Raw genomic sequence first — 14,475 nt, forward strand, 5'->3', positions numbered from 1 at the left:
TTTTCAGGACGTTATCGCAATCGCAGGCAGAGATTTGGTTTGCGCTTAAACCTAATTGCTGGCTTGCTGAACTACGAACTGGCACATGCCTCCTGATTCATGCAGGAGGTCTATTTTTTAGTTACATGGTTACATAGTTACAAAATAGCTGAAACCCTTTAATGATAAGAGTTCCAGCTTGTAACTGAGTTGTAACTGAACAATTAGCTAGTTACACAAGAGCTAAGTTGGCTAGGATCCCAATATTTACCGGGTTTATCTTTACCATTGACTCTCGTAGCTTTATCAGGTTTTTTTAATCCCATAGATTCCAAGATAGATACAACACGAGTCGCATCTGAACGTTTCCAACTCTTAGGTTCTTTACCTATAGCTTTAACTAAAACATCACTTAAAGTAAATGGATCTTCTTGCTTTGATACCCAATTATTCACTAAATCTTCCCACATATCAGATTGTTGATGATTCATGTTTATAGCATTACTCAAGTGCTGTTGAGTTTCAGTTAGATGGACAGGATACTCAGCTCGATATGCTTTAACTGCTGCTGCCCATATTAAATCTCTATTTTTTTTAATCCAATCAATATTGATCTTTTGGTTAATATCAATAACCCAGAATATTCTATTCCCTGTTGGATCTACTAAAAACTGATCTTGATTAGTAGTGCCTACCAGAATGAATGAACGTTTTACTGTAATAGGTTTGTCAGCGTAAGGTTTTCTGAATGAATCTTCTTGTATAGTAATAAAAGCTTTTAATTCACTCATTACGGAAGGTTTAATGGTACTTTCACATTCTCCTAATTCGATGAACCATTTGCTATTGCAGATCATCAATTCATCTTTATTAGATTTTGGCAAGTGCCTTGAAGTAAAAGAGTCATTACCAGCTAGTTCTTGAAAGAAAGTAGTTTTATTAAATCCTTGACCACCTTTGAGTATTAGTACAGTATCAAATTTGCATCCAGGATCAAAAACTCTAGCAACTGCACCTACTAAAGTTTTAGATAGATACTTTGCTTCTAAGTTATGTGGAGCTATATGTAACCCTTTTTCACTTAATTCATCAAAAACTTCTTGATAATCTACATCTGGATGTTTTTTAATACAATCCTCTAAATAATCTTCTAGAGGATTAAAAGGATTATTCTTTGCACATAAGTAAGCTCTTTCATATATATATTTATCGGCGTCTAAAAGAATGCTGTGGTTTTCCTCTACTTCTGCTCTAAATTCAGCAATCTTAAAAATTTTATTATCTAGATAAATATCTTTAGTAACGCTATGATATTTTAATCTAGAAGAGTAATGAGTTTCTATAATTTGTTTTGTCTGTTGATACTTGTAGTGATTCATAGTTGATATCATGGAAATGGTTAAAACGCATGAAACACATAAAACACATAAAACTAAAACATTATTTAATAATTCCGTTGAAGATATATTCAACGGTTTTTTTATTTCAAACTTTGTCTAAAAGAGCTTTAGATCATCAAGGGAGTCTTCTTTAATGTGTTCTAAAGCTATTTTCCTTAGTAATTCAGATAGGCTAATACAAAGTTTTTTAGCAATCGTTGCTAGGCTTTGATAGTCTTCTTTAGAAAGTTTAGTGGCTACTATTTTATTTAATGGGTTAGTGACGATTTTCGGCATTTTAATTAAACTCAGAATAATCAGAATAAGCGGACATACATAATGTAAACATGGGAATAGACAACTGAGATTTCTCAGCAGTGTAGTTTCTTATGCAGAATCTCTTTCTTTCCTTTACCTCTCCTGTCCGACAGCCTTGTCAGGGCAATACGTACTTTCCGTTATCTAGGGATTGAAACCTTCCGGGTAACAATCGGTTACAGGAGTCCCTGGAGGATACGCTTTGAGATTCAGTTGTCAAGGTTCAGGAAGGTAAGCTATAAAACTTTACCTATCTTTAAGTATACCTAAAAAAATATTCTAACTGCAAGTAATTATTAGAGTTTTTATTAAATTGATAGCTAAAAAATGCTTGGTATAAGTTAAAATTTGAACGTTTTTAAGAAGGTTTTATTTCAAATACTGTAAACATCGTCCAGCTATTTTTGTATGCCAAAAACACTAAAATATTGCCTAATTTGGGTAATAGAAAAGGATAGTAGCGTGTTGTACTATCCTGTTAGTAACTTGAGTATGTCTCAAAGTCAAGTTAAATTTAGTTGCTGCTTTTGACTTGGAGCGACTGTTGCAATTAAATAATATCTGGTAAGCGTAGTTCTTTATTAGTAGAAGCATAGTTGCGGTAAATCATTTCTGCTGAATTACCTGCTAGTGTTGCTATATCTTTAGCATCGTATCCGGCTTCTAGAGCGTTAGTAATTAGAGTATGTCTCGTACAATAGGGTTTTCGATATGGCATATCTAATCCTTTTAGAATAGGCTTCCATTGACGATTACAGAAATTATGCGGATCTATCCAGGTTCCATCTGGACTAGGAAATACTAGAGAATCAGGCTTACAATCTTCAGTTTTGATTGATTGGAGTAGATTCTGAACTCTGTTACTTGTAGGAACTATTCTTTCAGCTTGCGTTTTTAAACCTGATTTTAATGTTCTGCCTGTTTCGCTATCTACTACAGATTGTTCAAACGTAATAGTTTTGAAATCCTGTGATATATGTTTCCATTGCAATGCTATAGCCTCTGAAGGTCTGCAACCTGTAGCAAATAAAAATTCTACATAAGGAGAATAGTAGGAATGCTTTATTCTGTCGTATTTTGAGCAAAAACGATTAGTTTTAAACGCTTCTATAATTGCATTTTCTTCCTCTCTCGTAAATGCTTCTATCTTCTTAGATTTAGCCGATTTTGGTAGTTTTATCTCCGTCGCCATTCCGACGAAGGGATTAAAACTCATCAATCTTTCTTTAACTGCCCAATTACAACAAGCCGAAATTTGCACTAGGATTTTTTTAGTAGCTCCTGGTGTAGTTTGTTTCAATAACCAGCTACGTAAGTCAGTCGCACTCAATAATTTAGCCTCTGTAGCTTTAAGAAGATAATTTCTTACCTTCGTAAAATCCTTAGCTATTGTCGATGGTGAAAGACTAGGGCGTTTAAAATCAACATATTTGTCCCAGACAGTAACTGAGATAGTTTTAAGCGCTAGTTCCTGTTTTGCTTCATTTAAGTCTCGTTCTGCATCTTCAGCAGTTCTGCTCTTAGGTAGAGCTAGTAATACAGTATTAGTTTTTTTAGGTTTATATTTTTCTAGGGTCGGATCAAAAATGCCTTGTGCAATATCTAAGCTAATTTGAGTAGCAACAGCTTTTGCACGTCCTAAATCTATTGGGTTATTGTACTTACCGCCTTTAACAGGAGAAAATTTATATGTTCTGCCTTCTAGCTGAAACTGTATAGCTATTGAGTTATTGTTGTTGATCGGGATTATCTCTTTCACCTGTGTACTCCTAGCTAACCTTTTAGGTTAACTGTAGCAACAAGTCTACTAAAAATCTACTAAAAGCCTCTACTAAAAATCTACTAAAAGCTATAAGTCTTATACAGTAGAAGAGATAGCTCTTTTTGCAGAGGACTGAAAATCCTCGTATCCGGAGTTCAAATCTCCGTCCTGGCATTTTCTAAAACATAGATTCAGCACAAATTTTAGCTGATTGTCACTGCTACATTCTTATCGGGATTATGTAGAGTCTACATAAATCCTGATTAATAATAAATAGCTATATAGCGATAAATTAAGGAATTTAGATTCACGGCAACCCGCTTTTCTGCTGGATTGGCTTTGTCCTGCTCTTTCTGGTTTATTCGAGAGGTCTATGCAGTACGTACCGGATTGCGTAGTGATATTGCCGGAGAGCGTGCGATCGCGCTTAACAGACAAAATAAAATCCCTCTGCCAGTAGTACAATCTGGAAATCCGGGATTAGTGGCTCTCCAAGAGCGCGTGAAAGCAGCGCCTCTTGGTTAGAGTTGGCTTAACTCTAATATCCACGCAATCGGGCTTGCCAAAACCACTTGGTTTTGGCAAGCCCGATTAATTTACGCGAACTTTTGAAACCCGCGAAAGTGGATTTAGGCAAATTTCACTCGCACTTGTTACGACAGCGCAATATTATAATTTCTGTTTAGTTTTTAAGACTTCTATGTAAGCGATGGGAAGAACCACAGGCCAGAAAACTGTTGCGACCGTCAAAGTGATAAAAGAGGAAAATCTTTCTTCCGTATTCCAACTGCGATCGCGCTTAAACAATTCTAGCCAGAGGGTAAACAAAGTAGCAGCTATCAACAGGTAAATCACTTCTATACAGATCATAAGTTTATCCGGAGTCCTTTATCTCTCTCTATTGAGCATTCCCATACCAGAGATCGAGAATTTTTATTGCTTAACAAAACTTAGCACTAAGGCATTTTCTCACCTTCTCAGAGGCAAAGCCTGTTATGCCAACAACAGGAGCAAGTTATGTCGAAAATTCATAATTCAAGGATCTAGTAACGAACCATCAAGGTTGTTGCTAAAGTTAATTTTTGCTTTGCTAGGTCGCTCTATTACTTATCAACGCTTGCTTTGCCATTTACGCAAGCAATTCCGAGATTACACACGTTCCCTCCAACCGTAGGCAGTAGAAAGCGCAACAAGCAACAGTGCGTTAGTCCGGAAATCTATAAAAATTGAGGCGCTTCTACAAAAGCCCCATACAGCCATTAGCTCAAGTATGACCGTCAAGCTAAAGGCAAGAAAAAACGAAACGTACTACCCTTTCCCAGTTCACTTTCTACTTCAATCTGACCGCCTTGCAATTCGAGCAACCGGGAGGAAATCGCTAAACCGATGCCGGTTCCTCTAGAATTTTGGCTTCGAGACTGTTCAGCCCGCCAAAATCGCTCAAAGATATGCGGCATATCTTCTGGTGCAATTCCTTGACCCGTATCAACTACAGCAACCCAGAGGCGTTTTGGTTCAGTCCAAGCTTTGACCGTAATCGAACCAGCACTGGTATATAGCAGCGCATTTCCCAACAAATTGACCAGAACCTGCTCCACACGGTCAATATCAGCTAAGACCGGGGGCATCTGGGGCGGACAATCTAAGCGCAGCACCGGGCCATCTTCCAGCACCTGGTCAGAAAATTTTTCCAACAGGGACTCTAATAAAGGTCGTAGATTAACTGGGTGGAGATTAATTGGTAAATACCCTGCCTCTGCTTTAGAGAGTTCCTGCAAATCATTGACTAACCGCTCTAGCCGAGTTGTTTCCCTCACCAACTGCTGGTAAACTTCTGGCGATGGCTCAATCCTGCTGTCAGCCATCTCTTCCAAGTACCCGCGAATCACAGTTAGGGGCGTTCGGAGTTCATGCGTCAAGTCACTAATAAGTTCTCGCCGCCGCTGTTCCACGCCTTCAAGACTCGACGCCATGCGGTTAAAACTAGAACCCAGGCGGTTGAGTTCGGGAATTTCACTTTTTGGTAGTCGCTCATCTAGATGCCCAGCAGCAAACTTGCGGGTAATTTGTTCCATCTGGGTCAAAGGCTGGGTAATTCGACGAGATACCCAGTAACTCAAACCACCAGCCGCCGTAGCACCCGCAATAAATGACAAGAAAGTGCTGCGACTCCAAGCTGTTTCAAATCCTCTCACCAGCTGCCTGCGAGCATAGCGTACCTGTATGCCACTGACTTCGATTTGTTCGAGCTGGACGATAAAGAAGCGGGGAGAAGACAGTTTGCTGATAACGAGTAGACTACCCACTCCTACCATCATTACTAGAAGATGGGAAAGAAACAAGCGCGATCGCAGTCCCATTTTATTCCGGGGCATTTTATAGAGGTGAATCTTCAAACTTATAGCCCACACCAACTACTGTCTTAATAAAGGTAGGATTCGCTGGGTCTGGTTCAATTTTTTTCCGCAACCGAGCCACATGAGTATCCACCACCCGTTCATCGCCAAAAAAATCGTTCCCCCAAAGCTTCTCAATGAGTTGCGTTCGGTTCCAGACGCGACTGGGATGACTGATAAACGTTGTTAAGAGATTAAATTCTAAGGTAGTCAAATCAAGTGCTTCCCAAGGATGGGGACTCAGTTGACGAGAGGCAGAGTGCTGCTCTACATCAACCGTGAAATGCTGAGTGCGATAAACCTGATGTTGTCCGCCCTGACGCAGGCTACGCCGAAGTAACGCCCGAACTCTGGCAACCAGTTCTCTAGGGCTGAACGGCTTGACAAGGTAATCATCAGCACCCGTAGACAGACCAATTACCCGGTCAATTTCTTCCCCTCTAGCCGTTAGCATCAAAATATAGGGATCTTTCGCTCCTGGTTTCTGCCGTATTCTGGCACACACTTCCAGGCCATCCAAACCCGGTAACATCAAGTCGAGAATGATTAAATCTGGTTGTTGCTCCTGAAAAACTTGTAAAGCTCTCAGACCATCGCGACTCAGATGACAGGAAAACCCCTCTTTTTCTAAAGTTATTTGGATGAGTTTAGCAATTTCCGGTTCATCCTCAACAATCAAAATATCCATATTGCTCAAGAAACATATAAAGATAATAAAAAAATTCTTTCTATGTCATTTTAAATTCATCCATCTGGTGCAGAACCAGCAAATAATTCTGCAAGGATTGGATTCAGTGATGATAAACTATGAAACCTTAACTTACTCAATCCTAAGCTAAGTAATGTTAAACCAGTTCCTTCTGAGATTCTCAATACTTCGATAGTTCTAATGGTAATTCGGGGCTTTGATAGGCTCCAATCGATCGCGCTTCTTTCTCGTGCGAATACACCAAACTCAGACTCAGCAAGGATTTTAGCCTATCATTTTGTAACTCGCTAGAGTTCAAGCCGCTGTAGTGCAAATGGTGAAAACGCGCTACCGAACGTTAACATAGCCCCAGCGTTGGGCAATCAAAGACAAGGCTTCCGGGAGTTGAGAAGCTTGTAATATTGAGCTAAGCTACTTGGATAAGTTTAATATTTGCTTTAGCTATAGCGGTTACTTTTTGAATATTTGGTTTAGCCACAATGGTTACTTTCAGAACCCTGATAATTAAGAATTAAGGAATTTAATTTTTAATCTTTTGGACGCATTGCCTCTCGACCTAGCATCATCATTCCGGCAACGCCCAAACAGACAAACCAAATATACTGATACCAATATTCCCGCACCTGCTCAACAGGGCTAAGTTCTGGATGCAAGAGATACAGATAAAGCAGCAACAAAACCAGAAAAAGCGCCCCAAATCCCGAAAAAGTCAAACCAATTAGAATACGAGCTGGTTTCAATTCCTCATCGCTGATTTCATCCAAGTCAATCTCTGCCAGTTGGTTGAGAGATTCATCAGCCACCTCGGAAGCATCTTGCAAACTGATTGCCACTGGCGGCGGCAACACCGGCGACAGAGTTGCTAAGGTTTTGCGTCGCAGCAACCCTTCGGTGTCTCGCAGAAACTCCAAAGGTGTTAGCGTCGCAGCTCCGAAGGCGCTTCGCTCTGGTGGTTCAGCAAATTCAGTTGCTTCGGGCATTGAGGTTGCAGTAACTTCTGGTTCAAAATCCATCGCTTATTTCAATCCCTAATCGGAATTATAAACTTATGCCGACGCCTAACATTCTTTTAACCTGAAAGCCTTTGTCATGTCACATCAAATTTGTCAGATTTTGTAGAAACTGCCTCGCGCTGCCAAGCCGCCGAGACAGTTTCTAGGAAACAATCAAAGTGGTGAATTTTCTAAACTTAGACGACACCGATGCTAGGACTAAAGTAGCCCACCCTACCCTCTAAAAGCCCAATTTTTCCAACACCGGATGAGTTGAGACAATGTGTCTATCCAAACCGAGCTGCTTCGGGCTAATCCCCAGCGCCAGAGAAATTAACTGGGGTAAATGCAGCACTGGCAAACCTAACTTATGCCCGATCGTTTTTTCAACCTCCGGTTGACGAGAGTCGAGATTTAGATGGCACAGGGGACAAGGCGTCACCATACAATCAGCACCTGCATCGAGGGCTTCTTGAATGTGCGACCCAGCCATCTTGAAAGATTGCGTGGTGGCATAGCTGGAAAGAGGCCATCCACAACACTGGGTGCGTCCTCGGTAGTAAACTGGCGTCGCCCCTACTGCCCGAAACACATTTTCCATCGATTCGGGTTGGAGAGGGTCGTCATAGGGGATATGAGTTTGGGCGCGGAGCAAATAGCAGCCATAAAATGCCGCACACTTCAAGCCAGCTAGTTTGCGGCTAACTCGATTTTGCAACTCCTCTAGTCCATAATCGGCGACTAATGCCCAAAGCAGATGTTTGACTTCTGTATTGCCTTGATAAGGAGAACAGCCTTCTTTCTTCAGTAAGCCATTCACCTGTTCTATATAAGCCGGGTTTGATTGTTGGGAGTCCTTCAAACGCTCATCCACATGACCAATTACGCCCTGGCAGGTACTGCAATGGGTTAACAACGGCAGATTCAGTTCTTCTGCTAGAGCAATATTGCGAGCGTTTACCGTATCTTCTAGCAGTTGAGAATCTTCTTTGTAGGTACCAGAACCACAACAAGCAGCTTTTTTTAGCTCAATCAGTTCGATGCCCAGGGCTTGGGTGAGGGCTGCTGTAGACTGGTAAAGCTCCCGGCAAGCGCCTTGAGCAACGCAGCCGGGAAAGTAAGCATATTTAAGAGTCGGGGATGCCATATTTTGACGAAAGACCAAAGGCAATTCAGAAGGACTGAGAATTCAGGACTGTTAGCGTAGCGGGGCGTTAGCTCGGACTGAGCAGAGGAATGTCAGGAATCAGGAGGAGCAAAAAATTACTTTTTTCTTTTTTTCCCTCAGTCCGCACTTTCACGCCTCTACGCTAACAGTTCTCAGCACTCCCTTTACCCCTATCATCGCTTGTCCATCCCATACTGGGGGCAACTGGTGACATTCGTTTAAGTTTCAATAGAAGAGTGCCACTTGGAGAAGCGACTATCTATCGCTTTTGTTGTCCCCTCTTTCAGATAAGATGAAGAGATGCTTAGAACCGTATAACCCTAAGAACATAGCTTGAGGGAATGGGTAGAGGATCAATATGAGCCAAGAGGAAATTTTTGCAAGAGTCAAGAAGATTGTGGCGGAACAACTGGAGGTTGCACCCGACGAAGTCACGCCACAAGCTAACTTTGCTAACGATCTGGGAGCGGATTCCCTCGATACGGTTGAACTCGTAATGGCATTGGAAGAAGAGTTTGATATCGAAATTCCAGACGAGGCAGCTGAGCAAATTGCCACCGTTCAAGCCGTTGTGGACTACATCAGTGGCAAAGTGGCGGCTTCGGCATAAATAATCGTGCTGAATGCTGTAGGGGCGGGTAAAGAAGAATTTTCTTCGGGCGCGTTAATTAAAACTAATTAAAACTCGGTGCAAAACTCGCCCACAGGGAAGTCCTAAGTTGAAAATAACAATAGATACTTAGTTCTAAGTCTTCTTTCCTCGGTCCTATTACTGTTTTGCGTTTTGGGTGCAAAACCCATCTATTACTGGCATAATGACAAATTTTGAACGGAAGCGCGTTGTTGTAACAGGTCTCGGCGCGATTACACCGATAGGCAACACTTTGACAGATTATTGGTCAGGGTTGTTGAGCGGCACAAATGGCATTGGTCCGATTACATTGTTCGATCCTTCCCGGCATGATTGTCGCATCGCTGGTGAAGTCAAGGGATTTGACCCCCACACATACCTGGAGCGTAAGGAAGCAAAGCGGATGGATCGCTTTGCTCAATTTGCGGTAGCTGCGAGCAAGCAGGCGATCGCAGACTCTCAATTTGTCATTAATGAGCTGAACGCAGAACAAGTCGGCGTCATCATTGGCAGCGGGGTGGGCGGTCTTAAAGTGTTGGAAGACCAGCAAGAAATCTACTTGAGTCGTGGTCCCGACCGCTGTAGCCCGTTTATGATTCCCATGATGATTGCCAACATGGCAGCGGGTTTAACGGCAATCCACACGGGTGCCAAAGGGCCAAACTCTTGCCCAGTGACAGCCTGTGCCTCTGGCTCTAACGCGGTGGGAGATGCCTTTCGCCTGATTCAAGGGGGATATGCCCAAGCGATGATTTGTGGTGGCAGCGAAGCCGCCGTGACACCTTTATCGTTGGCTGGATTTTCTTCAGCACGGGCACTTTCGACGCGCAATGACGACTCGGCTCATGCTTGTCGTCCTTTCGATCGCGATCGCGATGGCTTTGTCATGGGTGAAGGCGCTGGCATTTTAGTGTTGGAAGAACTGGAACACGCCTTGAGCCGTGGCGCTCGGATTTATGCAGAAATTGTTGGCTACGGCATGACTTGTGATGCCTACCATATGACTGCACCCGTTCCAGGTGGTGAAGGAGCTAGTAGAGCCATGCAGCTAGCTTTGAAAGATGCAGGATTGGCTCCCGATCGAGTTAGCTACGTCAATGCTCATGGAACCAGCACACCAGCCAACGATGTGACTGAGACAGCAGCGATCAAAAAGGCTTTAGGTGAGAGTGTTGCCTACAAAGTGGCGGTTAGCTCCACCAAATCGATGACGGGGCACCTGCTAGGGGGTTCTGGCGGGATTGAAGCAGTTGCTACGGTGATGGCGATCGCCCAAGACCAGATTCCTCCCACGATCAACCTGGAAAACCCCGATCCGGGTTGTGACCTGGATTATGTACCCAATAAAAGTCGCTCTCAAACCGTCGAGGTGGCGCTGTCGAACTCTTTCGGGTTTGGCGGTCACAACGTGACACTCGCATTTAAAAAGTACAGATAGGGGCGATAAAAATATCAGCGGGTCGGGTGAGGGGAAAAAAATTTAATCCTTCACCCTTTATAATTTATCCTGTTTCTCACAAAGTATGGGATCTCCCATTCCGAATCGACATGGGGTAAGCAAGACCACCTATTTCGATGGAATGGCGATCCCTTAATACTGCCCACGACTTGCCCATCCATCCGGCTAATGGGATGATCGGTTAATGGGTGCTTAGGGCGATCCAGAGCATTCAACTTCCCGCTCAGCCAATTAGCGTGCTAAACCGTCGTTAAGTAGAAGAGATTATGGCCGTTGCAACCCAATCACTCGAAGAACTTTGTATTAACTCCGTCCGCTTTCTGGCGATTGACGCCGTAGAGAAGGCAAAATCAGGGCATCCAGGGCTACCGATGGGCGCGGCTCCAATGGCATTTGTGCTTTGGGACCGCTTTATGCGGTATAACCCAAAAAATCCCAAATGGTTCAATCGCGATCGCTTCGTCCTCTCTGCCGGTCACGGCTCCATGTTACAGTACGCCTTACTGTATTTAACTGGTTACGAAGATTTAACGATTGAAGACCTCAAGCAGTTCCGGCAGTGGGAATCGAAAACTCCCGGTCACCCGGAAAACTTCATGACTCGAGGCGTAGAAGTCACTACAGGTCCCCTCGGTCAAGGAATTTCTAACGCTGTAGGCTTAGCAATGGCTGAAGCTCATCTAGCAGCTAAATTTAACAAGCCCGATCATACGATCGTAGACCACTACACTTATGTAATTTTGGGTGATGGTTGCAACCAAGAAGGCGTCTCTGCCGAAGCTTGTTCCCTAGCCGGACACCTGGGGCTGGGCAAACTGATTGCCCTGTACGATGACAACAAAATCACCATCGACGGTCACACCGATTTATCGTTCACCGAAGATGTCGGCAAGCGCTATGAAGCCTACGGCTGGCACGTCCTAACCGTAGAAGACGGCAACACCGACCTAGAGGCAATTCACAAAGCAATTGAAGCCGCTAAAGCTGTTACTGATAAGCCTTCATTAATTAAAGTTGCCACTACCATTGGTTACGGTTCTCCCAATAAAGCCAACACCCACGGCGTACATGGTTCTGCCTTGGGTGGGGATGAAGTGAAAGCAACTCGCGAGCATCTGGGTTGGGAATACGAGCCTTTTGAAGTTCCAGAAGATGCCCTCAACCATTGGCGCAAGGCAATCGAGCGCGGTGCTAAGTATGAGGAAGAGTGGAATAAAAACTGGGAAAATTACAAAGCCAAATATGAAGAGGAAGCGGCTGAATTAGAACGGCTAATTAGCAACAAACTGCCAGAAGGTTGGGACAAAGTTCTCCCCACCTACACCCCAGAAGACAAAGCAGATGCTACCCGCAATCACTCTGGAAAATGCTTGAATTCTCTAGCTGGAATTTTACCCGAACTCTTGGGTGGTTCAGCTGACTTGGCTGGTTCCTGCATGACCTTAATCAAGAGTTCTGGGGACTTCCTCAAAGGTCACTACGAAAATCGCAACCTGCGCTTTGGCGTCCGCGAACACGGTATGGGAGCGATTTGTAATGGCATTGCTCTGCACGGCACAGGTTTGATTCCCTATGGGGCAACCTTCTTAGTCTTTGCTGACTATATGCGGGCAGCGATTCGTCTCTCAGCGCTCTCTCATGCGGGCGTGATCTGGGTAATGACCCACGACTCAATCCAGTTAGGTGAAGATGGCCCTACTCACCAACCTGTGGAAACGATTGCCTCCCTGCGGGCTATTCCCCAGCTAACGGTAATGCGTCCTGCTGATGGAAACGAAACCTCTGGTTGTTATAAAGTGGCGATTGAGGCAGCTAACCAGCATCGTCCGACCCTTCTGGCGCTGTCTCGTTTAGCACAGCCCAACTTGGCTGGCACTTCGATTGAAGGCACCACTAAGGGTGGTTACATCCTTTCCGATAGCGATGGCACGCCTGAGATTATCTTGATTGGCAACGGAAGCGAACTGCAACTTTGCGCCAAGGCAGCAGACCAGTTGCGCGGTGAAGGGAAGAAAGTCCGTGTCGTTTCCCTGCCCAGCTGGGAGTTGTTCGACGAGCAGGATGAAGCTTACCGGGAATCTGTATTACCCAAGGCTGTCACTAAGCGCCTAGCTGTAGAAGCCGCTTCTAGTTTCGGCTGGTGCCGTTACCTCGGAAATGAAGGCGCGATGATTAGCATTGACCGCTTTGGCGTTTCTGCTCCAGGGCCAGTTGCTCTAGAGAAGTTCGGCTTCAATGTTGATAACGTAGTCGCGAAGGCGAAGGCTCTGTTGGGCTAATAGCTAGGAAATAGTCTCTTGTAGGGTGGGCTGAAAAGTCCCCCCTTTTTTATTCACATCTGAGTTAAGTAGGGGTGGGCAATGCCAGAACCTCACCCTAATCCCTACCTGCTCTTGGCAAGGAAAGCTGGAGCCGCAGGCTCTATCAGGGTAGGGTTGCGCTTAATGGCGGGGAATCAGGCGGATTTAACATGGCATTGTCACTTCGATTGATTCCCATCTTCTACTTCAGGAAAAAAAATTTCAATTTGATTGTGTGTGCCGGTTGAAGAATTGTCTACTGCTAGAGGCAGTAGTTGTTTGGACTTCAAAGCGCGATCGCTCGTTTTTCCCCAAGCCGCAAGTGTTGATACAGCAAGGAGTAGCCAACTACATCGGCTAAAAAAGAACACAGAAATAGCATCAGGGTAGAAAGTCGGCTAAGAGAGTGACACAACAACGATTGTGGGCTATGCAAAAGTTTCTTATTTTAAGTAAGTACCGCAACAAGAACACGCTGATCGCTCAATCTGAGCGATTTAGGCGTAAATCGAGCAAATATTGAAAATAAAGAGCGAAAGTCATGCAAAAAGACCTGAACTACCCAATGATGGCGATTGTTAACGATTTAGATGCTCTGATGACCGAAATAGATGAAAATCCACAACTCTCTTCATGGGTCGTTCGTCTGGTACTCAAATCAATTAAAGAAAAAGCCAAGAGAATGGCTACCGAGACAGCGCCTCAATCAATTTATTTGAATCAGCCTCCTTATCTCGATGCTTTTGCCAACTCATCCACACTCAACACCTCACAAATCAAAGTATTACGGCAGCTACGGTAGATTGTATACGGCGTGCGATCGCATCGCATCTGTCATTCACCCGGCTTTTCTAGCTGCAAAGGCACGTAATACTCGGAAGATATTAGAAAAATCATCTGTCCACAGAGGCGCTGATTTTGTTTCCGGGATGGGTTGCCAGCGCGAGTCACTGACGAGATTGCCCAAATCTTTTTGATTACGAGCAAATAGCACCCAGTGAGAAGGAGATTTCCCGATTTCCCGCTCAGATTCAGAAATATCTGCTTCTCTCTGCCTCAGTGTAGACAATCCTAAATCCTGAGCTAAAGCGCCCAAAACCGGCTCAAGATTCAGGAATCGATTAGAAATGTTAATGACAATTAACCCTTCTTTAGCTCAGGACTTACGCCAAGGCGCTAGATATAGCGTACAAGTTATACAAGTTGCATGGGAATAGAAGGATGTTTCAGTTCCTCAATCAAGGAATCAGAAAGCCACTGGTATTTCACTTGGTAAATGGTTTGAGCATTAAGTGCAGCTAGTCTTTTCAAGTGAGTCCAAGCTAGAATCGCACAAGCGATGTGATTTCTTTGAATTCTAGCTTTACGACATTGGCAAGCTT

General features: G+C 43.9%; 16 protein-coding genes and 2 pseudogenes. 7 read left to right on the forward strand and 11 right to left on the reverse strand.

Annotated elements, in window-relative coordinates; translation table 11 throughout:
* Nucleotides 1-96: pseudogene (locus NDI44_RS28350) on the forward strand (IS5/IS1182 family transposase); the annotation flags it as partial.
* A gap of 107 nt (nt 97-203) precedes the next feature.
* Here NDI44_RS28350 and NDI44_RS28355 read toward each other — a convergent pair.
* From NDI44_RS28355 to NDI44_RS28365, 3 genes are all read right to left on the reverse strand, one after another.
* Nucleotides 204-1,358: a virulence-associated E family protein gene (locus NDI44_RS28355; protein ID WP_190412993.1), complete on the reverse strand. Its 1,155-nt coding sequence runs from the start codon at nt 1,356-1,358 to the stop codon at nt 204-206.
* A gap of 117 nt (nt 1,359-1,475) precedes the next feature.
* Complete coding sequence (locus tag NDI44_RS28360) at nt 1,476-1,655, reverse strand: hypothetical protein (RefSeq protein ID WP_190412994.1); 180 nt, start codon at nt 1,653-1,655, stop codon at nt 1,476-1,478.
* A gap of 571 nt (nt 1,656-2,226) precedes the next feature.
* Complete coding sequence (locus NDI44_RS28365) at nt 2,227-3,435, reverse strand: site-specific integrase (protein ID WP_190412995.1); 1,209 nt, start codon at nt 3,433-3,435, stop codon at nt 2,227-2,229.
* A gap of 342 nt (nt 3,436-3,777) precedes the next feature.
* On the opposite strand from NDI44_RS28365, the gene NDI44_RS28370 reads away from it, so the two are divergent.
* Entirely contained in the window at nt 3,778-3,963 is a 186-nt protein-coding gene (locus tag NDI44_RS28370; RefSeq protein WP_190412996.1) for a hypothetical protein, read from the forward strand.
* Between the two features lie 144 nt (nt 3,964-4,107).
* On the opposite strand, the gene NDI44_RS28375 is transcribed toward NDI44_RS28370, so the two are convergent.
* The 5 genes from NDI44_RS28375 to NDI44_RS28395 form a co-directional block, all read right to left on the reverse strand.
* Nucleotides 4,108-4,308 carry a hypothetical protein gene (locus tag NDI44_RS28375; protein WP_190412997.1) on the reverse strand — a complete coding sequence of 67 codons (201 nt, stop codon included), beginning with the start codon at nt 4,306-4,308 and terminating at the stop codon, nt 4,108-4,110.
* A gap of 407 nt (nt 4,309-4,715) precedes the next feature.
* On the reverse strand, nt 4,716-5,813 hold the full coding sequence (locus tag NDI44_RS28380; protein WP_190412998.1) for a HAMP domain-containing sensor histidine kinase: 1,098 nt from the start codon (nt 5,811-5,813) through the stop codon (nt 4,716-4,718).
* Nucleotide 5,814: 1 nt separating this feature from the next.
* Nucleotides 5,815-6,522: a response regulator transcription factor gene (locus NDI44_RS28385; protein ID WP_190412999.1), complete on the reverse strand. Its 708-nt coding sequence runs from the start codon at nt 6,520-6,522 to the stop codon at nt 5,815-5,817.
* 548 nt (nt 6,523-7,070) lie between these two features.
* Nucleotides 7,071-7,556, reverse strand: coding sequence for a hypothetical protein (locus NDI44_RS28390; RefSeq protein WP_190413000.1), 486 nt, complete (start codon nt 7,554-7,556; stop codon nt 7,071-7,073).
* A 220-nt stretch (nt 7,557-7,776) separates the two neighbouring features.
* A complete protein-coding gene (locus NDI44_RS28395) occupies nt 7,777-8,682 on the reverse strand; it encodes a CoB--CoM heterodisulfide reductase iron-sulfur subunit B family protein (protein WP_190413001.1) in 906 nt (301 codons plus the stop codon).
* Nucleotides 8,683-9,061: 379 nt separating this feature from the next.
* Between NDI44_RS28395 and acpP the strand changes: the two genes are divergently transcribed.
* The 4 genes from acpP (at nt 9,062) to NDI44_RS28415 (ending at nt 13,285) form a co-directional block, all read left to right on the forward strand.
* Nucleotides 9,062-9,313: an acyl carrier protein gene (gene acpP / locus NDI44_RS28400; protein WP_190413002.1), complete on the forward strand. Its 252-nt coding sequence runs from the start codon at nt 9,062-9,064 to the stop codon at nt 9,311-9,313.
* Between the two features lie 205 nt (nt 9,314-9,518).
* On the forward strand, nt 9,519-10,772 hold the full coding sequence (gene fabF / locus NDI44_RS28405) for a beta-ketoacyl-ACP synthase II (RefSeq protein ID WP_190413003.1): 1,254 nt from the start codon (nt 9,519-9,521) through the stop codon (nt 10,770-10,772).
* A gap of 287 nt (nt 10,773-11,059) precedes the next feature.
* Nucleotides 11,060-13,072 carry a transketolase gene (gene tkt / locus NDI44_RS28410; RefSeq protein WP_190413004.1) on the forward strand — a complete coding sequence of 671 codons (2,013 nt, stop codon included), beginning with the start codon at nt 11,060-11,062 and terminating at the stop codon, nt 13,070-13,072.
* An 81-nt stretch (nt 13,073-13,153) separates the two neighbouring features.
* Nucleotides 13,154-13,285 carry a hypothetical protein gene (locus NDI44_RS28415; RefSeq protein WP_277877581.1) on the forward strand — a complete coding sequence of 44 codons (132 nt, stop codon included), beginning with the start codon at nt 13,154-13,156 and terminating at the stop codon, nt 13,283-13,285.
* A gap of 94 nt (nt 13,286-13,379) precedes the next feature.
* Here the strand turns inward: NDI44_RS28415 and NDI44_RS28420 are convergent, their stop codons facing one another.
* A complete protein-coding gene (locus tag NDI44_RS28420) occupies nt 13,380-13,529 on the reverse strand; it encodes a hypothetical protein (protein ID WP_190413005.1) in 150 nt (49 codons plus the stop codon).
* Nucleotides 13,530-13,634: 105 nt separating this feature from the next.
* Between NDI44_RS28420 and NDI44_RS28425 the strand changes: the two genes are divergently transcribed.
* Nucleotides 13,635-13,895, forward strand: a complete 261-nt coding sequence (locus tag NDI44_RS28425) for a hypothetical protein (protein WP_190413006.1) — start codon at nt 13,635-13,637, stop codon at nt 13,893-13,895.
* A gap of 36 nt (nt 13,896-13,931) precedes the next feature.
* On the opposite strand, the gene NDI44_RS28430 is transcribed toward NDI44_RS28425, so the two are convergent.
* Complete coding sequence (locus NDI44_RS28430) at nt 13,932-14,162, reverse strand: hypothetical protein (RefSeq protein ID WP_348235340.1); 231 nt, start codon at nt 14,160-14,162, stop codon at nt 13,932-13,934.
* 125 nt (nt 14,163-14,287) lie between these two features.
* A pseudogene (locus NDI44_RS28435) lies at nt 14,288-14,475 on the reverse strand (transposase); the annotation flags it as partial.

Origin of the sequence: Trichocoleus sp. DQ-A3 (genome assembly GCF_039961975.1) — a bacterium.
GTDB lineage: Bacteria > Cyanobacteriota > Cyanobacteriia > Cyanobacteriales > FACHB-T130 > FACHB-T130.

Coding starts and splice junctions, on each gene's coding strand:
- NDI44_RS28355 (WP_190412993.1), bottom strand. CDS start 1,358: ATGAATCACTACAAGTATCAACAGACAAAACAAATTATAGAAACTCAT.
- NDI44_RS28360 (WP_190412994.1), bottom strand. CDS start 1,655: ATGCCGAAAATCGTCACTAACCCATTAAATAAAATAGTAGCCACTAAA.
- NDI44_RS28375 (WP_190412997.1), bottom strand. CDS start 4,308: ATGATCTGTATAGAAGTGATTTACCTGTTGATAGCTGCTACTTTGTTT.
- NDI44_RS28380 (WP_190412998.1), bottom strand. CDS start 5,813: ATGCCCCGGAATAAAATGGGACTGCGATCGCGCTTGTTTCTTTCCCAT.
- NDI44_RS28385 (WP_190412999.1), bottom strand. CDS start 6,522: ATGGATATTTTGATTGTTGAGGATGAACCGGAAATTGCTAAACTCATC.
- NDI44_RS28390 (WP_190413000.1), bottom strand. CDS start 7,556: ATGGATTTTGAACCAGAAGTTACTGCAACCTCAATGCCCGAAGCAACT.
- NDI44_RS28395 (WP_190413001.1), bottom strand. CDS start 8,682: ATGGCATCCCCGACTCTTAAATATGCTTACTTTCCCGGCTGCGTTGCT.
- acpP (WP_190413002.1), top strand. CDS start 9,062: ATGAGCCAAGAGGAAATTTTTGCAAGAGTCAAGAAGATTGTGGCGGAA.
- fabF (WP_190413003.1), top strand. CDS start 9,519: ATGACAAATTTTGAACGGAAGCGCGTTGTTGTAACAGGTCTCGGCGCG.
- tkt (WP_190413004.1), top strand. CDS start 11,060: ATGGCCGTTGCAACCCAATCACTCGAAGAACTTTGTATTAACTCCGTC.
- NDI44_RS28415 (WP_277877581.1), top strand. CDS start 13,154: ATGCCAGAACCTCACCCTAATCCCTACCTGCTCTTGGCAAGGAAAGCT.
- NDI44_RS28425 (WP_190413006.1), top strand. CDS start 13,635: ATGCAAAAAGACCTGAACTACCCAATGATGGCGATTGTTAACGATTTA.